Source organism: Gillisia sp. JM1 (assembly GCF_000424645.1).
GTDB lineage: Bacteria > Bacteroidota > Bacteroidia > Flavobacteriales > Flavobacteriaceae > Gillisia.
Genome location: NZ_KE384218.1, coordinates 996,811 through 1,022,361 on the forward strand (window position 1 = coordinate 996,811; position 25,551 = coordinate 1,022,361).

The 25,551-nt window shown below is 33.8% G+C and carries 26 protein-coding genes; 8 read left to right on the top strand and 18 right to left on the bottom strand.

Annotated elements, in window-relative coordinates; all coding sequences use genetic code 11:
* Nucleotides 1-23: 23 nt before the first annotated feature.
* Complete coding sequence (kynU, locus tag H033_RS0107765; RefSeq protein WP_026837795.1) at nt 24-1,301, top strand: kynureninase; 1,278 nt, start codon at nt 24-26, stop codon at nt 1,299-1,301.
* Between the two features lie 11 nt (nt 1,302-1,312).
* On the opposite strand, the gene H033_RS0107770 is transcribed toward kynU, so the two are convergent.
* The 4 genes from H033_RS0107770 to H033_RS0107780 all read right to left on the bottom strand — a co-directional run bounded on the left by H033_RS0107770 (nt 1,313) and on the right by H033_RS0107780 (nt 3,999).
* Nucleotides 1,313-1,999: a hypothetical protein gene (locus H033_RS0107770; RefSeq protein WP_026837796.1), complete on the bottom strand. Its 687-nt coding sequence runs from the start codon at nt 1,997-1,999 to the stop codon at nt 1,313-1,315.
* A 105-nt stretch (nt 2,000-2,104) separates the two neighbouring features.
* Entirely contained in the window at nt 2,105-2,260 is a 156-nt protein-coding gene (locus H033_RS21580; protein WP_155827753.1) for a lmo0937 family membrane protein, read from the bottom strand.
* 348 nt (nt 2,261-2,608) lie between these two features.
* Nucleotides 2,609-2,854, bottom strand: a complete 246-nt coding sequence (locus tag H033_RS0107775) for a hypothetical protein (protein WP_026837797.1) — start codon at nt 2,852-2,854, stop codon at nt 2,609-2,611.
* A 32-nt stretch (nt 2,855-2,886) separates the two neighbouring features.
* Entirely contained in the window at nt 2,887-3,999 is a 1,113-nt protein-coding gene (locus tag H033_RS0107780; RefSeq protein ID WP_026837798.1) for an alkene reductase, read from the bottom strand.
* Between the two features lie 277 nt (nt 4,000-4,276).
* Between H033_RS0107780 and H033_RS0107785 the strand changes: the two genes are divergently transcribed.
* Complete coding sequence (locus H033_RS0107785) at nt 4,277-5,641, top strand: FAD-dependent oxidoreductase (RefSeq protein WP_026837799.1); 1,365 nt, start codon at nt 4,277-4,279, stop codon at nt 5,639-5,641.
* Between the two features lie 333 nt (nt 5,642-5,974).
* Here H033_RS0107785 and msrA read toward each other — a convergent pair whose 3' ends face one another.
* The 4 genes from msrA to H033_RS0107810 form a co-directional block, all read right to left on the bottom strand.
* Nucleotides 5,975-6,637 (bottom strand): peptide-methionine (S)-S-oxide reductase MsrA, encoded by a 663-nt coding sequence (gene msrA, locus H033_RS0107795; protein ID WP_026837800.1) that lies wholly within the window; start codon nt 6,635-6,637, stop codon nt 5,975-5,977.
* 1 nt (nt 6,638) lies between these two features.
* The gene (locus tag H033_RS0107800) at nt 6,639-7,271 is read right to left on the bottom strand and encodes a hypothetical protein (RefSeq protein WP_026837801.1); all 633 of its coding nucleotides are present in this window, start codon (nt 7,269-7,271) and stop codon (nt 6,639-6,641) included.
* Between the two features lie 156 nt (nt 7,272-7,427).
* Entirely contained in the window at nt 7,428-8,207 is a 780-nt protein-coding gene (locus H033_RS0107805) for a zinc ribbon domain-containing protein (RefSeq protein ID WP_026837802.1), read from the bottom strand.
* A gap of 2 nt (nt 8,208-8,209) precedes the next feature.
* Nucleotides 8,210-9,304: a Nif3-like dinuclear metal center hexameric protein gene (locus H033_RS0107810; protein WP_026837803.1), complete on the bottom strand. Its 1,095-nt coding sequence runs from the start codon at nt 9,302-9,304 to the stop codon at nt 8,210-8,212.
* A gap of 45 nt (nt 9,305-9,349) precedes the next feature.
* On the opposite strand from H033_RS0107810, the gene lpxK reads away from it, so the two are divergent.
* Complete coding sequence (gene lpxK, locus H033_RS0107815; protein WP_026837804.1) at nt 9,350-10,357, top strand: tetraacyldisaccharide 4'-kinase; 1,008 nt, start codon at nt 9,350-9,352, stop codon at nt 10,355-10,357.
* Between the two features lie 112 nt (nt 10,358-10,469).
* Here the strand turns inward: lpxK and H033_RS0107825 are convergent, their stop codons facing one another.
* From H033_RS0107825 to H033_RS0107850, 6 genes are all read right to left on the bottom strand, one after another.
* Nucleotides 10,470-12,707: an ATP-binding protein gene (locus H033_RS0107825; protein ID WP_026837805.1), complete on the bottom strand. Its 2,238-nt coding sequence runs from the start codon at nt 12,705-12,707 to the stop codon at nt 10,470-10,472.
* 37 nt (nt 12,708-12,744) lie between these two features.
* A complete protein-coding gene (gene gap / locus H033_RS0107830) occupies nt 12,745-13,752 on the bottom strand; it encodes a type I glyceraldehyde-3-phosphate dehydrogenase (protein WP_026837806.1) in 1,008 nt (335 codons plus the stop codon).
* Nucleotides 13,753-13,771: 19 nt separating this feature from the next.
* Nucleotides 13,772-14,644 (bottom strand): lipoyl synthase, encoded by an 873-nt coding sequence (gene lipA / locus H033_RS0107835; protein ID WP_026837807.1) that lies wholly within the window; start codon nt 14,642-14,644, stop codon nt 13,772-13,774.
* A 76-nt stretch (nt 14,645-14,720) separates the two neighbouring features.
* Nucleotides 14,721-15,287 carry an RNA polymerase sigma factor gene (locus tag H033_RS0107840; protein ID WP_026837808.1) on the bottom strand — a complete coding sequence of 189 codons (567 nt, stop codon included), beginning with the start codon at nt 15,285-15,287 and terminating at the stop codon, nt 14,721-14,723.
* Entirely contained in the window at nt 15,278-16,378 is a 1,101-nt protein-coding gene (locus H033_RS0107845) for a glycosyltransferase (protein ID WP_026837809.1), read from the bottom strand. The genes H033_RS0107840 and H033_RS0107845 overlap by 10 nt, the downstream gene beginning before the upstream one ends.
* Nucleotides 16,379-16,390: 12 nt before the next feature.
* A complete protein-coding gene (locus H033_RS0107850) occupies nt 16,391-16,591 on the bottom strand; it encodes a hypothetical protein (RefSeq protein ID WP_026837810.1) in 201 nt (66 codons plus the stop codon).
* A gap of 167 nt (nt 16,592-16,758) precedes the next feature.
* Between H033_RS0107850 and H033_RS0107855 the strand changes: the two genes are divergently transcribed.
* Nucleotides 16,759-17,388 carry a fasciclin domain-containing protein gene (locus tag H033_RS0107855; RefSeq protein WP_026837811.1) on the top strand — a complete coding sequence of 210 codons (630 nt, stop codon included), beginning with the start codon at nt 16,759-16,761 and terminating at the stop codon, nt 17,386-17,388.
* A gap of 54 nt (nt 17,389-17,442) precedes the next feature.
* Here H033_RS0107855 and murB read toward each other — a convergent pair whose 3' ends face one another.
* Nucleotides 17,443-18,456, bottom strand: coding sequence for a UDP-N-acetylmuramate dehydrogenase (gene murB / locus H033_RS0107860; RefSeq protein WP_026837812.1), 1,014 nt, complete (start codon nt 18,454-18,456; stop codon nt 17,443-17,445).
* On the bottom strand, nt 18,456-19,646 hold the full coding sequence (locus H033_RS0107865; RefSeq protein WP_026837813.1) for a pyridoxal phosphate-dependent aminotransferase: 1,191 nt from the start codon (nt 19,644-19,646) through the stop codon (nt 18,456-18,458). Before H033_RS0107865 ends, murB begins: the two co-directional genes overlap by 1 nt.
* Nucleotides 19,647-19,684: 38 nt before the next feature.
* On the opposite strand from H033_RS0107865, the gene H033_RS21820 reads away from it, so the two are divergent.
* Both H033_RS21820 and H033_RS21825 read left to right on the top strand, forming a co-directional pair.
* Complete coding sequence (locus tag H033_RS21820; RefSeq protein WP_196809429.1) at nt 19,685-20,017, top strand: hypothetical protein; 333 nt, start codon at nt 19,685-19,687, stop codon at nt 20,015-20,017.
* 269 nt (nt 20,018-20,286) lie between these two features.
* The gene (locus H033_RS21825; RefSeq protein WP_026837815.1) at nt 20,287-20,475 is read left to right on the top strand and encodes a hypothetical protein; all 189 of its coding nucleotides are present in this window, start codon (nt 20,287-20,289) and stop codon (nt 20,473-20,475) included.
* A gap of 256 nt (nt 20,476-20,731) precedes the next feature.
* Here the strand turns inward: H033_RS21825 and H033_RS0107885 are convergent, their stop codons facing one another.
* Nucleotides 20,732-21,847, bottom strand: a complete 1,116-nt coding sequence (locus tag H033_RS0107885; RefSeq protein WP_026837816.1) for an ISAs1 family transposase — start codon at nt 21,845-21,847, stop codon at nt 20,732-20,734.
* 121 nt (nt 21,848-21,968) lie between these two features.
* On the opposite strand from H033_RS0107885, the gene H033_RS0107890 reads away from it, so the two are divergent.
* Nucleotides 21,969-22,355, top strand: coding sequence for a PDZ domain-containing protein (locus tag H033_RS0107890; protein WP_081661820.1), 387 nt, complete (start codon nt 21,969-21,971; stop codon nt 22,353-22,355).
* 35 nt (nt 22,356-22,390) lie between these two features.
* On the opposite strand, the gene H033_RS0107895 is transcribed toward H033_RS0107890, so the two are convergent.
* Nucleotides 22,391-22,780, bottom strand: coding sequence for a DUF1573 domain-containing protein (locus H033_RS0107895; protein ID WP_026837818.1), 390 nt, complete (start codon nt 22,778-22,780; stop codon nt 22,391-22,393).
* A gap of 131 nt (nt 22,781-22,911) precedes the next feature.
* Between H033_RS0107895 and H033_RS0107900 the strand changes: the two genes are divergently transcribed.
* Complete coding sequence (locus H033_RS0107900; RefSeq protein WP_026837819.1) at nt 22,912-25,542, top strand: valine--tRNA ligase; 2,631 nt, start codon at nt 22,912-22,914, stop codon at nt 25,540-25,542.
* Nucleotides 25,543-25,551 lie beyond the last annotated feature (9 nt).

Sequence of the window (25,551 nt, forward strand, 5' to 3'; positions counted from 1 at the left end):
TATTTTTACATTAAATTAGTACCATGAGATTTGAAAACACCCTAGACTTTGCTAAGAAATTAGATAATGAAGATAAATTAGCTTCTTATAAGAATGAGTTCATTTTCCCGAAAGTAAACGGAAAAGAAGTGATTTATTTCACTGGAAATTCTTTAGGACTTCAGCCGAGATCTGCTAAAAAATATGTAGATGAGGTGATGGAAGATTGGGCAAGTTTGGCTGTTGAGGGTCACTTCTATGCGGAAAAACCTTGGTGGGATTATCATGAACTTTTTTCAGCTAAACTAGGAAAAGTGGTAGGAGGAAAGCCAAGTGAAATTACAGTGATGAATACTCTTACGGTAAATCTTCATTTATTGATGGCTACTTTTTATAAACCCGAAGGAAAAAGATTCAAAATCATTTGTGAAGAAAAAGCCTTCCCGAGCGATCAATATATGATAGCATCTCAGGTTAAATTTCATGGGTATACAGAAGATGAAGCCGTAGTAAAAGTAGAGAAGCGTGAGAATGAACATCATTTTAGAACGGAAGATATACTTGCGAAAATTGAAGAAGTAGGAGACGAGTGCGCTTTAGTACTTATAGGAGGGGTTAATTATTACTCTGGGCAAGTCTTGGACATGGAGACTATAACGAAGGCTGGACACTCCATTGGCGCAAAAGTAGGTTGGGACCTTGCTCATGCCGCTGGAAATATTGAATTAAAATTACACGATTGGGGAGTGGATTTTGCGGCCTGGTGTAGTTATAAATACATGAATTCTGGTCCAGGGAATGCGTCTGGTTGTTTTATCAATGAAAAATATCACGATAAAAAGGATATAACCAGATTAGAAGGTTGGTGGGGACATAATAAGAAACGTCGTTTTTTAATGGAACCGGAATTTCAGCCAGAACCTAATGCCCATGCTTGGCAAATTAGCAATGCTCCTATTTTGGCAATGGCTCCATATTTAGCCTCTCTGGAAATGTTTGATGAGGTAGGGATGCCTGCACTTATTGAAAAAAGAAACAGAATTGTTGCTTACCTTGAATTTATCTTACATGAAATTGATAAGGAAGTGGATGCAAGTTTCGAAATTATAACACCTTCTAAGCAAGAGGAGAGAGGAACTCAATTATCGGTTTTTCTTCACGGTGAAGGAAAAGAGCTTTTTAATTTCTTAATGGAGAATGGGGTGATCACAGATTGGCGAGAGCCAAACGTTATCCGTTTGGCTCCTGCACCATTTTACTGTTCTTTTCAAGATATGTACAATTTTGGACAGATCTTAAAGAAGGGTATTCTTAAAAATTAATAAATCCTGAGTTATTTCAAATTTATATCTGTAAAATACAGCTGAAAGCTTCTATCTGCAGATTTGTGCATTTTTGCAATAGGAATGCCTTTAAAAGTTTCGTAGTCTTCCCAAGTAGTAGTTAATTCTCTACCCGTTGAAGAAACATAGGTCCATTCCTTGATCATATTATCTTCTCCAAAAAAGAGGTGGTAAGAATCGTCTGGAGAATATCCGCCTTTACCTTTATAATTAACGGTAAGCATTTGCATTTCCTTATTACTTATTGGTGCTACGCCTTTTTCATTATAAGTAGATTCATAATCACTCCACATTAATTGATATGGAAAGAGTAACCAGTAAGAATCATTGACGAATTTTTGATCTGCAGCCAATGCTTTTTCGGTTAAACTATCTCCTTGGGTGTAAGCAATTGTTTCACCTTTTTCTGTGAGCTCCACTTTTTTTGTTTTTGGAAACCATTTCCAAGATCTTTCAGCACGTAATGTGTCATTTACTTTTACGTTGAATGTGAAGTTTAATTCCTCTAGTTCTTTAAATTTCTCCATACCATTGGCATTTACAATTTTTTCGACAATAGGAAGTTCTTCAGAAGATATTTCAAAACTGGATTCATCTAGTTTCTCTTTTTTTTGAGAATCGTTTTTACAGCTAACCAAAAAGATAGCAAGAAGACATAGGGTAAATATTTTTTTCATAATTCAAAATTTTAATTAAAAGTAGGTATTATTGAGGTATTTAAAAATAAACCATAAAAAAAAGCCCTTTGAATTTCAAAGGGCTTTCTAAGATGTATATATTTATTACAAACTTCTTCCAGTTAAAAGTTTGTACAGTATAAGTATTACTGCGATCACGATTAAAATGTGGATGATACTACCTAAATCTGGAAAGGCAAAATATCCTATTAACCATCCAATTATTAGTAGTACTACGATTAGCCAAATTAAATCTCTCATATTGTTAGTTGTTTTAGTGCAACACAATTGCTGCTTATTAATGGTTATAGATTAAATGGTTAAGGAATACAATACAATTAGATAAATCTAAAAAAACACATTCCTTAATTAATAATCGGATTAGATTTCAATACGAATTTATGAAAAGCACTAACTAATCTAAGCTATTTTAACGAGTGTTTAACTAACCTCTTAAAATATTCTGAATTTAAAATAAATTTTCTTCATCTTTTATAATCGAGAAATACCTGTCAAACAATCTTTAATGATTTATTAAAAAGAATGTTAGTAGAGTTTAGGCTAACTTTTCCAGTATTGTTGTTTCACTGGGTTTAAACATACAAAATCTTAGTTTTCGTTTTCAGCTTTATTAATTCTCATCTCAAGTTCTTCTAGAACTTCATTTACAGACTCTACGTTATCTGAGGATTTTTGATGAGCATCCTCCATAGCCTTTTCCAATTTTTTGTCGGGGTGTTGGAAAAGGTCCGTGATTACGTGGTTAATTTTATCTATAACACTTTCCTGACTGTGTTTAATGTCTTCTAATTTATTTAAGATGCTTTTTAATTGATCTATTTTTTCTTGTTTCATTGTTGAAGTTTTAGATTATTAATAGTTACTAATTATTTATTCACGGGTTCTTCTTTTAATTTTGGATAATCTGTATAACCTTTGGCTCCCGGTGTGTAGAAAGTATCTTCATTCCATTTAGCTAATTCGGCATTTTTTTTAAATCGGTTTGGTAAGTCTGGATTAGAGATAAATAATTTGGCATACGCAACAAGATCGGCATGGCCATCTTTAATCACATTGTTTCCTTTATAGTGGTCAAAACCTCCATTTATCATTAAAGTTCCTTTATAAATTGGACGATAGTGCTTAGCGATTTCAGAAACCAAGAAATCTACTTCGCTAACGTCGGTAAATGGTTCCGATAAATGCAGATAAGCTAATTTATAGGCATTCAATTTTTCTACAATATAATCGAATGTAGGAATCGTTTCCTCTGTGGCAGTAATTCCAAATGCTCCATGTAAAGAAGGATTTAATCTTAACCCGATTTTTGTTTCATCCCAAACCTCATTAATGGCATCTAGCACCTCAAAAAAGAACCTAGCTCTATTTTGAATGCTTCCTCCATATTCATCGGTTCTCGTATTTGAATTTTTATTGAAAAACTGGTGAATTAAATACCCATTGGAAGAATGTATCTCTACTCCATCAAATCCTGCTTCCTTTGCTTTTTGTGCTGCTTTTTTAAATTCTTGAACCGTTTCCTTGATTTCAACAATTGTCATGGCTTTTGGTTCTACTGTATCTTCAAAACCATCTGGAGTGTAAGATTTTTCGTTCGGATTTACAGCGCTGGGCGCTAGAGGTTTATCGCCATCATGAAATTTTGGATGGGACATGCTACCACAATGCCACAACTGTATAAAGATCTTTCCACCTTCTTCATGCACAGCTTTTGTAACTTTTTTCCACCCTTCAGTTTGAGCTTCTGTATAAATTCCTGGGGTATTAATGTATCCTACAGCTCTTTCAGAAATTTGAGAACCTTCTGTGATAATAAGACCTGCCCCACTGCGCTGCTTGTAATATTCAACATGAAGATCTGTTGGAGCATGATCTTTATTATCTGCTCTATTTCTTGTCATTGGTGCCATGATCACTCTATTTTTGAGAGTGAGATCTTCCAATTGATACGTTTCTAATATGGGTTGACTTTCTTTCATTGTTTAATGTTTAAAAATTAAAGTTACTTGTTGCATTCCCTAACAGGTGTTAAACAAATTATAATTGAAGTGATTTTTAACTTTATTTTAATGACTCTCGATCTAGAATGTGGTTTTAGGTAGTGAATGTCCGAATATTTTGATTGGCAAGAATATTAAATGAAACATGTATTAAAAAAATCAATTGAGAATTAATCTGTATTTTTGAATCATGAATTTTCTAATCTCAAATTAGATGACTTTTTGAAAAATAGAGGTTATCTATCTATAAGAATTAATGCAGAAAACTAAAGATATTGCCATTATTGGCTCCGGATTAGTAGGTTCTTTACTTGCCATTTATTTAAGAAAAAGAGGCCATGAGGTTACGGTGTTTGATCGTAGGAAAGACGTTAGGAAAGTAGAATTTTCTGGTAGATCTATAAATCTTGCTATGTCCAATAGGGGTTGGAGCGCTTTGCGAAAAGTGGGAATAGAAGAGGAGATACGCGAAATCGCCTTGCCCTTAGATAAGCGGGCATTACATGTAAATGACAAACCGGTATATTTTCAAAAATATGGAAAAGAAGGAGAAGCAATTTTTTCTATTTCCCGAGGAGTTCTCAATAGGAAGATGATTGATCTTGCTGAAGAAACAGGTGCTAAATTTAGATTTGAAGAAAAAGTTTGGGATGTAAACCTTGTTGAAGCCAAAATTTATACGGGAGAGTCTGAAAAAGCAGAATGGCAGGAATATCAATTTGATATGGTTTTTGGTGCCGATGGTGCTTTTTCTAGAGTTCGCCATAAAATGCAGCGGAGCAGTAGGTTTAACTACTCTCAAAATTTTATAGATGTTGGTTATAAGGAATTAACAATTCCTGCTAATGAAGATGGATCTCATAAGCTAGATAATGCTTCCTTTCATATTTGGCCCAGAGGCGAGTTTATGCTTATAGCAATGCCTAATTTGGACGGTAGTTTTACGTGTACGCTATTTATGCCTTTTGAGGGGGAAGTTTCTTTTGAGAAAATTGAGACCGAAACAGACGCAGAAAAATTCTTCAGTAAATATTTTCCTGATATTAAATCGGATATTTCCAATTTAACAAGAGATTTCTTTAAAAATCCAACGAGTGCAATGGTAACCATGAAATGTTATCCTTGGACTTATTGGGATAAAGTTGCATTAGTGGGCGATTCTGCTCATGCTATCGTCCCCTTTTATGGACAAGGTATGAATGCGGGATTTGAAGATATTTCTGTCTTAGATGATCTTATTGAAAAGCATGGCGACGATTGGGAAACGATCTTCGAAGAATATCAAAAAAGCAGAAAACCAAATGCAGATGCTATTGCAGAATTAAGTTATAGGAATTTTGTGGAGATGAGCAGTAAAACTGCAAACCCACAATTTATACTTAGGAAGAAAATAGAAAAGTACTTTGCTGAAAAACATCCTGAAAAATGGATTCCTTTGTATTCCAGAGTTACTTTTTCAAACAAACCATATGCCGATGCACTAGCAATTGGGGACGAGCAAAGGGAGATCATGGATGAGGTGATGCAAATTGAAAATATTGAGGAAAAATGGGAATCTCCTGAAGTTGAAAAAATGATCTTGAATCTTATCGAATCTCTTTTAGAAAAAACAAAGCATTGATTTTATAGCCTCATTGAGGGTTTAATGCCCGTCTCGATAGCTTTCTGGAATTTCAGCATGGTTTTTGGCTATTTCGCCAAAAAAATCCTTATAAAAAAGGCGTCTTTTTCTTTGCTTCGTTTCTTTTGGACGAGCAAAAGAAATGTAGGGCAGATAAAAAAAGATAATGGTTTTAAGATTTATGGACCAAAAATAAAAGACTTGTATTCTTGATTTACAGAGAATAAGCGTTTATTAATCCTGCTATTATATATTTATTCTACGATATGAAAAACTTAACCAAGAAAAAGAGGCTTAGTGCCTCTTTTTCTTGGTTAAGTTTTTTTTGAAATATTAATGAGCATTAGGCTTTAATAATTCAGGAAATTTCTTTTTAAACCTTTTATATCTTGGGATAGAGACATTCTGAATATATGAACTTTCAGGATTCAATCTTTCATAATTTTGATGATAATCCTCTGCTATCCAAAATTTTTGAAAAGGTAGAATTTCAGCAGCTAATGGTTTATCGTAATTTTTAGCAACTTCAGAAGAAACAGAATTGATTATTTCCTTTTGTTCATCATTTTGGAAAAAGAGAATAGATCTATATTGAGATCCCATATCTGGGCCTTGTCCATTTGCCTGAGTTGCATTTTGTGATCCATAATACACTGTTACAAGTGTTTCAAAAGTCACTACTTCTGGATCATAGATAACTTCTACGGCTTCAGCATGACCTGTATTCCCAGTATTGCTAGCTTCATAAGTAGGATTTTCTGTATGTCCCCCCGAATATCCTGAAATTACTTCCTTCACCCCTTTGACACTTTCATAAATAGCTTCTACACACCAGAAACATCCACTTGCGAAATAGGCTTTAGCCATATTGTCTTGAGTGGTTACTTCTACAGGTTCAGCATTTGCAATTTCAGAATTCGTTGTTGCAGATTTAGTGTTTCCATTTCCGCAAGATGATATAATCAGTGAAAATGTAAGTAATAAAATAGATTTCATATTATTTCTTTTTATAGTTTCCTTCTAATGTTTTTTTGCCAAGAATAGCATAATCTATAGCTAAGTCTCCATTCATCGTGAAACCTAACCAATCTAACTCTATTTCCCCATTTCCTTTAGAAGTAATGTTTGCTATGGGTGTGTTTGTGTCGAATTTAGGCCAAGGAATATCTTTTCCTTCAGTATTTTTAGAAGAAGGTGCCACTAAGAAGATGTTAGTTAGATTATTGCTCGCTTTTACCATTCTTGTATTAATAAAAATTTTAGATGGGGTTAAACACATTTCAGAATTGGCCGTATAATTAATATTTACACAGTAGCAGGTGCAAGAATTATCTATTTCTTCTCCCGTTTTTATATAAGTCCCGCTTAGATTAGAATTTTGAATATTCTGCTTAGTTTTGTCTTCGCTTGTAGTTGTTTTGGAAGTTTCAGAATTGTTATTTGAATTTGAAGCTTCGGTATCTTTAGATATTTCTTCAGTTTGAGAATACGTGTTAGAGTTTTCCTTTTTCTCCGTTTTCATTTCAGAATTTGTTTTCTCTTTGTCTTCAGAAACAGATTCTGTATTGGAGTCTTTACATGAAGCAACTAATAGAGTAATTCCTAAAAGGACAATAACGGAGACTTTCATATATAGGGGATATTGATATTATTAATAAAGTTATCTATTTATTTAGGAGTTTGTGTGAAATTGGTGTTAATCAATTTACTCCAAAAAAAATGGGTTTAAAATAATCGCATAATCTGCAATTATTTTAAACCCTAGAATTATTTAGAAAAAGTTATCTTAAAACTTAGAAAACATTTTCACCATTTTTTCTTGTTCTTCTTTGGCCAATTCCTCGTCTACAAGGATTCTACCACTATGCTCATCTGTAATGATCTTTCTTCTACTTGCAATCTCAACAATAACTTGTGGAGGAATAGTAAAATAAGATCCACCAGAAGCTCCTCTTTCTACAGGAACTACAGCTAAACCATTTTTTACATTATTTCTAATTCGTTTGTAAGCAGTAATAAGTCTGTCTTCAATTTGAGTTTCGAAATCATTAGATTTTTTTGTTAGCATATCTTCCTCTTTCTGAGTTTCGGCTAAAATTTCCTCTAATTCTCCTTTTTTATGCACTAGGTGCTTCTCGCGATCTTCCAACTTCTCTTTGGTTTGACCAATAACTTCCTTTTTATGCTCTATAGAAGCTCTATATTCTTTGATGTGCTTTTCTGCAAGTTCTATTTCAAGTTCTTGAAATTCTACTTCCTTACTAAGTGCATTAAATTCACGGTTATTACGAACGTTTTTCTGTTGCTCAGCATATTTTTTAATAGATGCTTTTGCGTCTTCAATAAGGATCTTTTTAGTTTTGATATCGTTCTCAATAACCTCTAGATCTGTATCATGCTTTTGTATACGTGTATTTAATCCGGCTACTTCATCTTCTAAATCTTCTACCTCTAAAGGAAGTTCACCACGTACATTTCTAATTTCATCTATTCTAGAGTCAATTAACTGAAGATCATACAATGCTCTTAACTTCTCTTCTACAGTAACCTCGGTTTTCTTTGCCATATTTAATAATACTTGATGGGATTCGTTTTTGTATTCGCTAAAATAATCGCAAAATTACTAATTTTTTTACTAAGATACGAATGTAATAGGTTTTTTGTGTATCGTTCACTTTCATAGTGACCAATGTCTGCAACCACTAGTTTTTGTTCGGCTCTGTAATAGTCGTGATACTTAAGATCTGCCGTTATAAAGAAGTCTACACCTGCACTTTTTGCAGCATCTATCGCAGAACTTCCACTTCCGCCAAGAACTGCTATTTTCTTTACCTTCTTTTCTAATAATTTGGAATGTCTTATCCCATCTGCTTTAAATGTTTTCTTCACTAAAGAAAGGAATTCAACTTCTTCAATTGCCTCAGGGAGTTCCCCAATCATTCCCATTCCCATTTGCTGATGTGAATTATCTAAAGTGATAAGTTCATAAGCTACCTCTTCATAAGGATGGTTTTTGAAAAGTGCTTTTAAGATCCTGCTTTCTAAATGCTTCGGAAAAATTACTCCTATCTGGATTTCTTCTTCAAAATGAATTTCATTCTTCTTTCCAATAGTGGGTTTAGAGTCCAAATTAGGTTTAAAACTTCCTGTGCCAGAAATATTGAAGCTACATTCGTCATAATTCCCAATAGCTCCAGCACCAGCTTCAAATAATTTCTTTCTTAACTCATCTGCTTGCTCTTTTGGAACATAGGTGGTAAGTTTTTTAATAACTCCGTTTTTGGGGATTAATATTTTGGTATTTTGAAGCCCAAGCTTGTCGCACATGATCTTATTTACTCCTAAATGATGATTATCTAGTGCAGTATGTATGGCATAGATAGCAATGTCATTCTTTATTGCTTTAATAACTGCGCGTTCTACATAGTTTTTCCCATTCAGCTTTTTAAGTCCGGAAAAAATTATAGGATGAAAACTTACTATTAAGTTACAATTCTTAGATATTGCTTCTTCTACCACTTCTTCTAGAGTGTCATGAGTTACCAATACACCTTTTAGAGCTGTTGTTGCATCTCCCACTAATAAGCCTACATTATCAAAATCCTCGGCGGTGGCAATGGGAGCAAAATCTTCTAAGTGTTTTATAACCTCTGCAATAATCATCTTCTACTATTTTAATTCAAATATAAATATTATACTTTCGCTAAGATGAGTATCCTAAGAAAATTCCTTTTTCCCTTCGCCTTAATATACGGTCTAATCATGTTGATTAGGAATTTGCTGTATGATCTAAAGGTAGTTGAAGCTGAGTCTTATTCTTTTCCTGTTGTTTGTGTGGGTAATTTAAGTGTTGGTGGAACAGGAAAAACTCCTATGATAGAATATTTATTAGAGCTTTTACTTCCAGATAATGAGGTGGCTACATTAAGTAGAGGCTATGGAAGAAAAACCAAAGGTTTTAAATTGGTTTCTATAGCTGACAGTGCTACTAATGTTGGAGATGAGCCTCTTCAGTTTAAAAACAAATTTAGGGATGCAATTGTTGCTGTAGATGAGAATAGAAGAAGGGGGATTGCTAAGCTCCGGGAGGGACACAATCCAGATCTTATATTATTAGATGATGCATTCCAGCATAGAAAAGTTAAAGCAGGTTTAAATATTTTGCTTAACAAATATGACGATCTATACCAAGACGATTTTATGTTACCAACGGGTAATTTAAGAGAGCCTGTTGTAGGTGCAGGAAGAGCAAAAATTATAATAGTCACAAAATGCCCATATAATATAAGCATAGCGAAGCAAGAGAGCATTAGAAGCCAATTAAAACTGAGAAACTATCAGCAGTTATTTTTTAGTTTTATAAGTTATAATGATTATGTTTTTAATGGAACTAAGAAAATAGGGCTTCAAGAATTAATTGATAAGGAAATAACCTTGGTAACGGGAATTGCGAATCCAGATTCTTTATGTGAATATTTAAATGCTTCTGAGATTTCTTTTCAGCATTTAAACTTTCCCGATCATCATAATTTTTCTTCAGAAGAAATAAAAAAAATTGCTCAATCCAAGCTAATTATTACTACAGAAAAGGATTTTATGAGATTAAAGGGGGACGTAGAGTTAGAGCGACTGTTCTATTTACCTATTAAAATGAAATTTATTCAGAATACTGATAGCTTTAATAAAGCGATAAAAAGCTTTATTTTAAATGCCTAAATGAAAAATGAGATGCACGATGCATCTCATTTTTTCTATTTGGCTAAAATTCAAACTATATATCTTTTATATACCTCTACTAAACCTATATATTCAAACTACATGCCAAGATTTATACAGTAACATTTCTTTTGGACAAGTGAAAATTGATTTTAGAGAAAAACTCCTCTATTTTATAAGGTTTCGGAATAATATCTGTAAATCCATTTAAATAAAATTCATCTAAATTTTCATCTAAGGTTACCGCTGTTAAAGCTACAATTGGAATTTTATCATCGAATTTACGAATTAAAACAGTCGCTTCTATTCCACTAATTCCAGGCATATGAATGTCCATAAGAATAAGATCAAAATAGTTGTTCGAGGCTTTTTCTACAGCAATAGTACCATTATCTGCTAAATCGCAAATAACGTTATGTTTTTCTAATATTTTTCGTGTAATCATTTGGTTGATCTTATTGTCCTCAACAATCAAGATCTTTTTATTGTGCATTATATCGTTGGTCAAGGGTGCTATTTTCGCTAATTGAGATACCGCTACACCTTCTGCTTGCTCGAATGCTTCAAATTTTAAGTCGAAGCTAAATGTAGAACCCTTTCCAAATTCGCTATCTAAATAGATCTCACTATTCATTAAGTTTAGTAAGTTCTTTACAATAGACAAACCTAATCCTGTTCCTCCAAATTTTCTGTTTATTTGAAGTGAACCTTGCGTGAAGTTTTCAAAAATAGAGGATTGTTTTTCCTTAGATATTCCTTCTCCAGTATCCTTTATTTCAAAATGTAGAAATACTGATTGGCCTACTTGGTTTACCCTATTTACATTTATCCAGATATCGCCTTCCTCTGTAAACTTTATGGAGTTACCAACTAGATTAATAAGGATCTGAGAGATTTTAAGTGGGTCTCCTTTTAGCTTTTTAGGAATGTCAGGATCAAAATAATAGTGAAGTTTTGTTTTCTTTTCATCAGCAGAATTTTTAAGAGCTACCAATACATCCGAAATTCGTTTTTCTAAATTGAAAGAAGTATCTAAAACTTCTACTTTTTTAGCTTCAAGCTTGTTAAGATCGAGAATATTATTAATAAGAGAAAGTAAGTATTCCCCTGAAAATTTCAGAGAATTTAAATGCTCCTTCTGATTTTCGGTTGGGCTTTCTTCCAATAATAAGTGGGTAAGTCCAGTAACTGCATATAAAGGAGTCCTTAACTCGTGAGTAATAGTTGAAAGGAATTGTGCCTTTGCTAATGATGCTTTTTCTGCATTTTCCTTTGCTAGAGTTAGTTCATCATTTTTATTTTGTAAAAGATCGTTAGCTCTAGCTCTTAAGTTATTGTTTTTATATAGAGATAAGGTGAGTAAAGATAATATGGTTATAAGAGCAACACTTAGAATAGTGGTTAGCTTATTTACCTTTAAAGATTTTTCTTGCTCTGCATTTTGTTCGGTCAGTTCTGCCATATTGGTTCGCATGGCATCTACCCCATATCTGGTATTGGCCTCTACTGCCAATGCTTCTTTGCTAATATTGAAAATAGAATCCCTTACATTATTACTCAGCTTAAGATAACTTAAGGATTGGCTGTATTTTCTTTGCTCTTCCTTTATCTGGCTCAACAAATCATAAGAATACATCACCATTCCTCCTAAATTGTTCTCCTTTGCAATTTTGATAGATTTTAAAGCTTCCAGTTCAGCTTGGGTGATTTCCTCTAATGATAAATAATTTCTTGCCCTATAATAGTACAATCTGGAAAGTTCATAATTATTGTCACTATCCTTTAAATATACTTTTGCATTATTCAAATAGGTTAATGCTAGGTTTAAGTTTTCTTTGGATTGGCTAATTCCTAGAGTAATCATAGCTCGATTGAGTTCAACGATACCTAGAAATTCAATTTGATTCTTTTCCTCATAATATTCCTGAGCCAAGTTCAAATATTTTATTGCTCTTTCTGGTGCGTTCGCAGAATTAAAAAGTTTAGCATAGGTTAAGTAACTATAAGCAAGGCCTTCTTTATCGTCCATTTCTAATTGTATAGAAATTGCTCTTTCTAGTTCTGTAATCGCTTTTGGAATATCATGGCGAATATATAGTAGTTGGGAAAGTATGCTACTGGATAGTGCAATAGATTTCTTATTGTCTATTTGGTTAGAAAGTTCTAAGGCAGTGTCTAATTGCTGATGAGCTTTCTCAAAATTTAGAACATTAACAGAGATTTCAGCTTCACCTAATAATTCAACAATTTTGGTATTTATTTCAGCTATTTCTAACTCACTTTTTTCTTGAAAAGCAAACGTTGAATTAAAACAAAAAAGGCTAACAATTAAAAATAATAATTTCCTCATTGGGGCAATGGCTGGTGCATAATGATGTTAAATATAGTTATTTCTTTGCGACGAATGAAATTAAATCTTTCAACCGGCTAGAGTACCCAATTTCATTGTCGTACCAACCAATTAATTTAATTAATCCCCCTCCAATTACAGAGGTCATTCCTGAATCAAAAACACATGAATGTGAATCGCCAATTATATCTATAGAAACTATAGGCTCATCAGTATAGCTCAGTATTCCTTTTAAATAGGTTTCTGATGCTTTTTTGAAGACAGAATTTATTTCTTCTATAGTTGTATTTGTGGAAATATTAATGGTCATGTCTGTTAATGAACCATTTGGTACTGGTACTCTTATACCGCATCCACCAATCACATCTTTAAGTTCTGGAAATATCTTAGTAAGTGCTTTGGCAGCACCAGTGGTTGTGGGAATAATAGACTGAGTAGCAGCTCTAGCTCTTCTTAGATCGCGATGAGGCTTATCATGTAAATTTTGATCTGAAGTGTAGGAGTGTATGGTTGAAATATATGCTTGTTCTATCCCGAAATTCTTCCGAATAACATCTAACATAGGAGCAGCATTATTAGTAGTGCATGAGGCGTTGGAAATTATTTGCTCAGTTCCGTCTAAAATATCCTCATTTACTCCTAATACCACCATCTTAATAGTATCGTCATCTGGCGGAACCGAAAGAATTACTTTTTCTACACCTTTTTGTAAATGAAATTGTAAATCTTCCTGCTTTTTGAATTTCCCTGATGCTTCAATTACAATATTTACTTGGTATTTGCTCCAGTTAATATCTTTTGGATGAAGATGCTTCAGTACAGGAATTTCCTTATTATTTATTAAAATTTTGGAATCTTCGTGCTCAATTTCAGCCTTGATCCGGCCATGAATACTATCGTATTTTAGTAAATGGGCTAGAGTGGCAGCATCTGCAATATCATTAATTGCAACAACTTCAATTCTGGGGTGATCAATTAAAAGTCTAAATAAATTACGACCTATACGGCCAAAGCCATTAATTCCAATTTTAATTTTTTCTGACATTCTATTTTAAGAAATGAGATTAAGTTAAGTGTTTTTGAGCTTTGTAAGAAGATCTCACTAATGCTCCACTTTCAACATGGCGGAAACCTAATTCCAAACCTATAGTTTCATATTTCTTAAATTGATCTGGAGTAATAAATTGCTTAACAGGTAAGTGTTTTTTGCTAGGCTGTAAATATTGACCGATGGTTACGATATCTAAATTTACACTTCTAAGATCTTTAAGTGTCTGTATTACTTCATCTTCTTGTTCCCCTAATCCTAACATAATCCCAGATTTGGTTCTGGCAATACCTTGATCTTTTAAATATTTTAAAACCTGTAAGCTGCGTTCATATTTTGCCTGAATTCTAACTTCTCTTGAAAGTCTCTTTACCGTTTCCATGTTATGGGAAACCACTTCAGGTTTCACAGCAATAATCCTATCTATATTTCTCTCATTTCCTTGAAAATCTGGAATAAGGGTTTCCAAAGTTGTTTCAGGATTCATTCGTCTTATTGCTTTAACAGTTTCTGCCCAAACAATAGACCCCATATCTTTAATATCGTCTCTATCTACACTTGTAATTACAGCATGCTTAATTTTCATAAGCTTTATAGATCTTGCAACTTTTTCAGGTTCATCCCAGTCTATAGTATCTGGTCTCCCTGTTTTTACTCCACAAAATCCGCATGATCTTGTACATACATTTCCTAAGATCATAAATGTAGCAGTTCCTTCACTCCAACATTCACCCATATTGGGACAACTACCAGAAGTACAAATAGTATGCAGGTCGTATTTTTCTACAAGCCCTCTAAGTTCTGTGTATTTTTTTCCGGTTGGAAGTTTTACGCGTAACCATTTTGGTTTAGGAGTGCGTTTTGGGGTAGCTAAAGTTTCTGTTATCATATCAAAAATCTATGGTTCAAAGATACAATAATATGATGAATTGGGTAACTTGAATAGAATAGTCTTAAAAGTAGAATTAAGCTTTATGCGATTCTATTATTTGAGCGAGCAATTTTTTAGCACGTAAGAGTTTTACTTTTATATTACTCATAGGTTCTTCAAGGTGGGACGCGATCTCTTTATAAGATTTTTCCTGAAAATATCTAAGGTTGATAACTTCTTGATACGTTGGTTTTAACTTTTTTATATCACTTAATAGTTGAGCTAAATGTTGTTCGTTTATTAAAATGTCTTCCATGGATGGTGTTTCGTCCATAATTTCATGAACATATTCCATATTGGTGTCTGAAGTATTAGCTCTAATAGAAGCCTTCTCTTTTCTTAAAAGATCTATATGGATATTCTTGGAAATAGTGATAAGCCAGGTTTTAAAAACATAATTGTCATTAAAACTATTTAGTTTGTCAAAAGCCTTAGAAAAGGTTTGGATGGTAATATCCTCTGCATCTGCTTCGTTTCTTATTCTTTTTAACTGAAAACTATAAACTTCCCCCCAAAATTTATCCAGCAAATATTTATAAGCTGCCTGATCTCCTTTTTTAGCTTTTTCAATTTCTAAAAGAACTTCGCTATTTATTTCCAATTGGTTGGTTTTGAAAAAACATTCATGCTAAAGATACTTAATTGTGTGAAGATTAAAAATACTTCCAAAAATGGTATTAACCATAAAAGGTCCATCTCATCCAATTTTTTAGCAGACTTGTAATAAACGATATATTGTATGAGCAGTCTTAATATGAGAATCCCTAGCACAATAGGCCAATGTATTTTTAATAATAACAAGGATATTAGCAAGATCCAAAATCCAATTTGAGATACAAAAAAAGAGACCAATAAGAATTTATGCTTCTTTTTATAAAATTGTGCTGTGGAGATATGTCTTCTTTTCTGAAGTATCCATGTAGAGAAGTCTGTTTTGGGAATACTTCTAGTTATAGAAGCTCTGTTAAAAGTAATAACAGTATTTTCTTTTGTTCCTGCTTGATTTACAAATAGATCATCGTCCCCAGATCTAATGTGCAAATGTGTTGCAAAACCATTCTGAGCATAAAATTCCTGAGAGGTATATGCGAGATTTCTTCCTACTCCCATATAGGGAATACCCCATTTGGCAAATGAAAAATATTGGATTGCTGTTAATAAAGTTTCATATCGAATAAGTTTATTCAGAAAAGACCCTTTATTTTTTAAATATCCTCCGTAACCAAGAACAATTGTTTTGTTTTGTTGAAAATTTGAGGCCATTTCAGAGATCCACATATTGGATTCCGGTCTACAATCTGCATCTGTAAATAATAAAGTTGAGTTTTTTGCTTTTTTGATCCCTAAGGTTAAGGCATATTTCTTTTTACCCCAAAAAGCTTCATTGTTTTGAACATTTACCAAATGAACACGAGGATCCAATTCTTCAAAATATTCCATCACTTCCAAAGTGTCATCAACAGAGGCGTCATTCACCAGAATAACTTCGAAATTAAGGTAGTTTTGTTCAAGGATAAGGGGAATGAAGTCTTTTAAATTTTCTGCTTCATTCTTTGCACATACAATTACTGAGACTGGAGGGGTAGCATTGGAAGTTGATTCTTTTGCGGAGGCAAAACTAAAATATCCTATAAAGAATAGGATATTAATAAGGGTAATCAGAAGAAATAATCCGAATAAAAATATTGCCATATCTTAAAATTCCTAATTTTTGGAATCTGAGCAATCTTTTATTTCGTCTGGTAGTTTTCCGCAAAAACTACATGCTTCTCCATCTTTATTTAAAAATGGGCTTTGGCTAGCACAAGTTCCTGCAAACTCCCCATCTTTTTTCGCCCAGATTTTTATTGCTATTCCAGCAAAAGCAAGGCCTAATAATACTATTGTAATTAGAAGTAATTCCATAATGTTTATTAATGATACAAAAATACGGATAAAAAAAGGTCAAAAAAAATCCAATCAATACATTAGTATAACCTTTGCAAATTTTAACTAAACTTTAATTGCTAAATGTGCAATAATTGTGGAATCCGAGCTAAATTGCATCAATTAATTAACACAAAAACTAAATTATGAAAATTAAACATTTATTAATAGTTGCCATTTTATCGGCATTTGCTTTTACATCTTGTGAAGATAATAAGAAAAAAGAGCAGGAAGAGAAGATGGAAATGGAAAGAATGGAAGCTGAAGAAGGGGCTACAAGAGAAGCTGACATGAAAATGGAACAAGAAAAAATGGAAATGCAATCTAATAGTATTGCCGCAAAAGCTATGGCTACGCCAGGTTTAAGCACTCTAGTAAGTGCTCTACAATCTGCAGAACTTGCAACAATGATGAACGAGGATGAAGGACCATTTACTGTTTTTGCTCCTTCGAACGATGCATTTGCTAAAGTGCCAAAAGCTACTTTGGATAATTTAATGATGAAAGAAAATCAGTCTGATTTGCAAACTGTTTTGAAGTATCATGTAGTTTCAGGTGAAATTACATCTGCAGATTTAGCTCAAGCTATTAAGGACAATAACGGTACTTACACATTTAAAACTGTTGAAGGTGCTGAATTAAATGCAATGATGAGCGGAGATAAGATCATGCTAAAGGATGGTAACGGTAAAACCGCTACAGTAATTCAAGCAGATGTTGATGCTTCTAACGGAGTTGTACATGTTATTGACGCTGTTGTGATGAAGAAATCATAACTAGTAAGAAAATCTAGTTTAGAAAAAGTCCCGCAAGTGCGGGACTTTTTTATTTTAAATAATATTTACTTCCGGTTCTAGATAAATGTTGAATTTGGTAAGTATCTCTTCTTGAACTTTACGTGATAACTTCAGTATTTCTTCCCCTGTCGCTTCTCCGTAATTGACCAATACTAAAGCCTGGTTTTTATGTACACCAGTATTTCCTTCCCGGTATCCTTTTAACCCAGCTTTATCTATTAGCCATCCTGCAGGTATTTTAATACTGTCTTCTCCCACATTATAACTTGGTATTTCTGGGAATTGTTCCTTTAATACTTCAAACTCTTTATTGCTTATCACTGGATTTTTGAAAAAACTTCCACTGTTTCCTAATTCCTTAGGATCTGGTAATTTTTGTTGCCTAATTTTAATTACAGCATTAGAAATATCCCGAATTCCTACATTATTTACCCCCATTTCTACTAATGCTTCATTAATTGCACCATAGCTAGTGAGCAGTTTATGATTGGCTTTCGTTAATTTGAAAACCACGTTGGTGATAATATATTTCCCCTTAACCTTATTTTTGAAAATAGAATTTCTATAATCAAATTCACATTCTTCTGCGGTGAAATTTATAACTTCTAAAGTTTGAATGTCAAGGGCGTCACAGGATACAAAGTGATCTTTTAGCTCTACGCCATAAGCCCCAATATTCTGGATAGGGGAGGTGCCTACATTTCCTGGGATAAGTGATAGATTTTCTAGTCCGCCCCAATTATTTTCAAGAGTATACAAAACAAATTCGTGCCAGTTTTCACCAGCATAAGATTTCACAAAAACAAATTCTTCAGTTTCCCTAACAACTTCAAAACCCTTAATATCTATATGAATTACCGTGGTATCTATATTTTGGGTAAGCAACATGTTGCTGCCTCCTCCTAATATAAAAAGATCCTCAGTATCGTTTTTTTTAAGTACAGAGATCAACTCATCTACACTTTCAACAGAGATTAGGGTTTTTGCCTTAACATCTATTCCGAAAGTGTTATAAGATTTTAAAGAAGCATTTTGGGAAACCCTCATTAGTCTTTGTAAACTGTTAAAGCATTTTTCAATATTTCAATTGCTCTTTCAAGATTTTCTTTTTTAAGAACATAAGCAATCCTAACTTGATTTAAACCTGTATTTGGAGTAGAGTAAAACCCGGCTGCAGGTGCAACCATTATTGTTTCATTATCTAATTGATATTCCTCCAATAACCATTTCGCAAAATTATCGGCATTTTTAATTGGCAATTCTGCAATACAATAAAAGGCTCCTTTTGGAGTGGCAACTTTTACTCCATCAATCGATTTTAGTCCTGCAATAAGTAAATTTCTTCTGGAAGTATATTCTTTTATAACATCATCAAAGTAGCTCTGAGGAGTTTCTAATGCTGCTTCACTAGCAATTTGCTCAAATGTTGGAGGACTTAATCTGGCTTGTGCAAACTTCATTGCAGTATGAATAACTTCTTTATTCTTAGAAACTAAGCATCCAATTCTAGCGCCACACATACTATATCTTTTAGAGACTGAATCGATCATGATCGCGTGATCTTTCAATTTGTCAATACTCATTACTGAGTGATGTTTTGCACCATCATAAGCAAATTCTCTGTAAACCTCATCTGCTACTAAAAAGATATCGTGTTTAATTGCCATTTCGGCTAATTGATCTATTTCCTCTTTAGTATATAAGTATCCTGTAGGATTCCCCGGATTACATATTAATATCGCCTTGGTCTTAGCAGTGATCAATTTTTCGAAATCAGCAATAGGAGGGAGGGCAAAATTTGTTTCAATTTTAGACTCAACAGGAACAATATTTATTCCTGAAGCAGTAGCAAAACCATTATAATTTGCGTAAAATGGTTCTGGAATAATAATTTCATCCCCAATATCGGCAATACTACCCATTGCAAAAAGCAATGCTTCAGAACCGCCTGTGGTAATTATTATTTGTTCACCATTAACAGGAATGTCATGATTCTTATAATAATTGGCTAATTTATTTCTGTATCCTTCAAAACCGGCTGAGTGGCTATAAGAAAGAACTTCTATATTGTGATTTCTAACAGCATCTAGTGCTACCGATGGGGTTTTTATGTCTGGTTGTCCAATGTTTAGTTGATATATCTTTCGGCCTTTTCTAATGGCTGCTTCTGCAAAGGGAACTAATTTTCTAATTGGTGATTCTGGCATAGAATTACCTTTAACTGAAATTTTAGGCATAACTTTTTTATTTTTTCATTGCAAAAATGCGAAATATAATGCAGAATTCAATTTTTTGGGATTGTCATTTACGCTCATATTTTCGTAAATTAAATAAAAACATGTTATGCCCTATTTACATATTGTTAGTTTTTCTATGTTTTTTCAATATTTCTACAGCTCAAGGTGTTTTTAAAATAGATGAAGGGAAAAATAAATTTGATCTTTCATTTCAATCTGTAAACGATCTTGTTGTTATTCCCTTAGAAATAAATGGGGTGGAACTTACATTTTTACTCGATACTGGTGTAGAATCTTCTATCATATTTAGCTTAGAAGAAAAAGATTCTTTGAACGTAAAAAATGCAACCGATATTTTACTTCGGGGCTGAGGAGAAGGAGAGGCGATCACTGCTATTAAATCTACGGGAAACACTGTGCGTATAGGGAGTGCATCACATTCTGATTTCACCGTTTATATAGTTTATGATCATGACATCAGCCTCTCCAATAGGCTAGGCTTGCCTATTAATGGAATTATTGGATATGATTTTTTAAGGATTTTGTCGTTGAATTCATTTACACAAAAGAACGACTTATAGCTTATAATATAGATTCTTATGTTTATAAGAGATGTAGGCGTTGTGATGATTTTGATTTGGTGTTTCATAAAAACAAACCCTATATAAAGGCATTGGTGAGTATAGAGAATAAAGGTTTCCTTCCGATGGATCTTTTGATAGATAGTGGATCTGGGGATGCTCTTTGGATCTTTGAAGCCCCCGATTTAGGGATTGAGATCCCTGATGAAAATTTTGAAGATTTTCTGGGATTTGGAATGGGGGGGTAGTGTCTATGGAAAACGAGCTAGGGTTGATAACTTAAAACTAGGGAAATTCCAATTAGACGGGGTGACTGCAAGTTTTCCAGACACTTTTTATTTTGAGGGGTTTCAAAATATAAGTCCCGTAATGGAAGCTTGGGCTCTCAGGTTTTAAAACGATTCACTTCTACTTTCGATTATAAGAATAAGCGATTAAGGTTAAAATCTAACAAAAATTTTAGAGAGCCGTTTGAATATGATATGAGTGGTCAGGGCAAACGCATTAAACTTTCATTAGATTCAGCACTTCTATCAGATAGTGGTTGTCCCATCCCGCTTTGAGCCTTCTGCTTTTAACGCCTATTTTGGATGATTTTTCATTTTTCAACAAATTCAATGCGATTTTATTGAGTATCGAGAAATTTTGAGTGGAGTTGCCTGTTCTTTTTCTAGAAGCATCTTCTGAAAAAGCAACATCTAAAGTCCAGTGCAACTTGTTTTCTATGGACCAATGGGAACGAATGGCCTTTTGGAAATCTTGGGAGCTGGCCTTTATACTTGAAATATAATATCTTATTGCATGTTGTGCAGGCTTTTCTGAGTTTTTAAACTCACGTTTGCTTTCTATTTTTATAACACTTGTCAGGTTTTCCCAGTTATTGGTCTTTTCAATAAACTGAAAGTTGTCGATCACACTGCATGTCCTGGTTTCTATCCTGCCATGGTCCAGTTCTTGGACAAGGTTTGATTCCATGGTTTTCCCAAATCTAAATTCATCTTCAATATGCTCCAGCAACTGAGGTTGATTGTCTTTTACGGCCAAGATATAGTCTGCATTTTTATTGACGATGGCCTTGGCTATTTCTGTCTGACATCCCATGGCATCAATGGTTACAATGGTGTTTTCTATGGACAAGGCCTTTAATAATTCTGGAATGGCAGTAATCTCATTTGACTTCTCAGAAACCTTGACTTGTCCCAAGACCAAATTATTGTCGTTTGCCCAAGCACTGACCATGTGCACCGGGGATTTTTTACCGCCAGCTTTGGCACCCCTGATTGTTTTGCCATCTATGGCAATGATTTCCCTGGGCTGGAGTTGTGCAAGATCACTGACCCATTGTATAAAGCACTTTTCAAATTGATCACTGTCAATATTGGAAAAAACGCGATTAAATGTGTCGTGCGAAGGGATGCCATTGGGCAGATCAAGGAAGCTGCTAAGGAATTCTTCTTTTGAGTTGGCATAGTTTTCCATTTCGTTCCATGAATCTGCCCCACAGATTACTGAAATGATCCCGATGAGAAGGATGCTTTCCAAATCATAAAGTTGCTTGTGGGAACGTCTAAAGTCGGGTATTTGACCAAATATGGTCTTTAGTTTTTGGGCGGTTTTCAAATGTGTAAAATATTTATTATCAGTATAATATACAATATTTTAAACTGAAAACAGCAAATATTCTGCTGGTTTTTTAAGTGATTGGCACTCTTTTTTACCCAATTAACTTAAACTTTTTTTAATGCGTTTGCCCTGTATGAGTGGTATTGTGCTTGCTCATGAAGGATATACTATTGTGAAGGATTTTGAAAATAACAACTCTCCAGTATTTAGTGAATCTGAAGATGCATTTAAAGGGGTGGTTGTTTATAAGAGTTATTCTAAGGTTAAATTTAAGTTGGACCCACAATATATTATTGCTGAAGTAAGGCCTAATTCGCCTGCAGCTCTGGCAGGATTAAAGGTTGGAGATTTAGTTGAAACCATCAATAAGAAAGCTGCTTACAATTATAAACTCTCCCAAATAAGTAAAATGTTTAGTTCTGGCGAGGGGAAAACTATCAAATTGAAGATAACAAGGAATGGCGTGTCGTTAGATATCCGTTTCGAACTGAAACGAGTATTATAAAAAAAACTCCCGATTTCTCGAGAGTTTTTTTGAAATTAAGATTTTTCGTCAGGATCTAGAACTCTTCCTTTTATTTTTACCGCTTTTGTTGGCTCATCTGCATTAGAATAAATTGTTATTGTTCTTCTAATTGGTCCAACTCGATTAGTGTCATATTTTACCTGAATTTCTCCAGATTTCCCTGCTGCAATTGCAGCCTTAGTCCATGTAGGTACGGTACAACCACAACTGGAATAAACGTTTTCAATAATTAAGGGCTCGGAGCCTATATTTTTAAAATGAAAAACTTTTATGCCATCACTCCCTTTTTCTATATCTCCGTAGTCTATAAGTTCAGACTTGAATTCAAATTTAGCAGTATTTTGGGCATTGATAGTAGAAAAACCAGTTACTATCAGTATTAATATTGAAATGATTTTTTTCATAATTTCTAATTTTCAATTAAGTAAAGGTAACTTGTTTTGAATAAACTTAAAAACATATAAGCAAAACTACTTCTTTTATAGTCTTCAACTTATAAGTACTTTTGCAGATATTTTCAAAAACTAGACCAATTATGTCAACATCCCAAAAATACGATTCCCAAAAGGTAGAAGATAAATGGTATAACTACTGGATGGAGCAAGGTTATTTTCATTCTGAGGTAGATGACAGGACTCCATATACCATTGTTATTCCTCCCCCTAATGTTACGGGGGTGTTGCACATGGGCCATATGCTGAATAATACTATCCAAGATGTTCTTATAAGACGAGCAAGACTAAAAGGCTTTAACGCATGTTGGGTGCCTGGAACAGATCATGCATCTATCGCTACAGAAGCAAAAGTTGTAGCTAAATTAAAGGAAGAGGGTATAAACAAAAACGATCTTTCTAGAGAAGAGTTTTTGGAGCATGCTTGGGATTGGACCCACAAACACGGTGGAATTATCCTTGAACAGCTAAAAAAATTAGGAGCTTCTTGCGATTGGGAACGCACAAAGTTTACCATGGACGAGAATATGTCTGCTTCAGTTATAAAAGTATTTGTAGATCTGTATGAAAAAGGCCTAATTTATAGAGGCTACAGGATGGTGAATTGGGATCCAGAAGCGAAAACAACTCTTTCCGACGAAGAAGTTGTTTATCAGGAAAAGCAAGGAAACCTTTACTATCTAACATATAAAATAGAAAATAGTGAGGAGACAGTAACTATAGCTACAACCCGCCCAGAGACAATCTTGGGAGATACTGCTATTTGTATAAACACAAACGATGATCGTTTTAGTCATCTTAAGGGTAAAAAAGCGATAGTTCCATTAGCCAATAGAGCTATTCCAATTATAGAAGACGATTATGTAGATGTAGAATTTGGTACAGGATGTCTAAAAGTTACTCCAGCTCATGACATCAATGATAAAGAAATAGGAGAGCGCCACAATCTGGAAGTGATAGATATCTTTAATGACGATGCAACCTTAAATGAATTTGGATTACACTACCAAGGGAAAGACAGGTTCGAGGCTAGAAAAGAGATTGTTAAAGAATTAGAGAGTTTAGGAGTTTTAATCAAGACCGAAACTCATATCAATAAAGTAGGAACTAGCGAACGTACTGGTGCAGTTATAGAGCCAAAGTTAAGCGATCAGTGGTTTTTGAAGATGAAAGAACTGGCACAGCCTGCTTTAGATGCTGTGCTTAATAAAGAGGTCAATCTTGTTCCAGATAAGTTTGTAAATACATACAGACATTGGATGGAAAACGTGCGGGATTGGAACATTTCAAGACAATTATGGTGGGGGCAACAAATCCCAGCATATTATTACGGAAGCGGTAAAAATGATTTTGTAATTGCAGAAACTGTTGAAGAGGCTCTAGAGAAAGCAAAAGTACAAACAAATAATGCTGAGCTTAAACTTCTAGATCTCAAACAAGATTCTGATGCTTTAGATACTTGGTTCTCTTCCTGGTTATGGCCAATGAGTGTGTTTAATGGGGTTCTAGAACCAGACAACAAAGAAATAAATTATTATTATCCAACAAATGATTTAGTTACTGCCCCAGAAATTTTATTCTTTTGGGTTGCCAGAATGATGATAGCTGGTTATGAATATAGAGGTGAAAAACCCTTTACAAATGTCTATTTAACAGGGATCGTTAGAGATAAACAAAGACGAAAAATGTCTAAATCTCTTGGTAATTCTCCAGACCCTATAAAGCTTATAAATGAATATGGTGCAGATGGAGTTCGAGTTGGAATGTTGCTTAGTTCTCCTGCTGGGAACGATTTAATGTTTGAAATAGATCTTTGTAAGCAAGGAAGCGGATTTATAAATAAGATCTGGAACTCTTTTAAATTACTAAAAAGTTGGGAGATCGATAGCGCCATAGAGCAACCTAAATCTTCGGCGATTGCAATAGAGTGGTATAAGGCTAAGTTTCAACAGACTTTATTAGAAATAGAAGATCATTTCTCTAAATATAGAATGAGTGATGCCCTAATGTCTACTTATAAGCTTATTTGGGACGATTACTGTTCTTGGTTCCTGGAAATGGTTAAACCAAATTTTGGAGAGGCTATAGATGAGAAAACCTATAAAGAAGTGATTGCAATTTTGGAAGATAATTTAAAGATATTGCATCCTTTTGTACCATTTATTTCAGAAGAAATTTGGCAACAATTAGACACTCGAACTAAAGAAGAAGCATTAATTATATCTAAATGGCCTGAAGCCTTAACAGTTGATACTACTATTATTTCGGAATTTGCTTTTGCTTCGGAAGTGATCTCGGGAATAAGAAATATCAGAAAATCTAAAAACATATCTTTTAAGGATCAAATATCGCTTCAGATATTGAACAATGAGAACACCTCTACTACTTTTAATGAGGTGATCACGAAGCTTGGAAATGTATCTAATCTGGAATATGTAGATCAGCAAGTGGAAGGTTCTCTTTCTTATAGAGTGAAGTCCAACGAATATTTTATCCCAATTGAAGGTGCTATAGATGTGGAAGCTGAAAAGGGGAAAATTCAGGAAGAATTGAAATATACTGAAGGATTTTTGAAATCTGTTCAAAAGAAGCTGTCAAATGAACGTTTTGTAGGGAATGCTCCAGAAGCTGTTGTTGCGGTTGAAAAAGCCAAGCAGGCAGATGCTGAAGCGAAAATCCAAATGTTAAAGGCTAGTTTGGCTGGATTAGAATAGTGGCAGAAA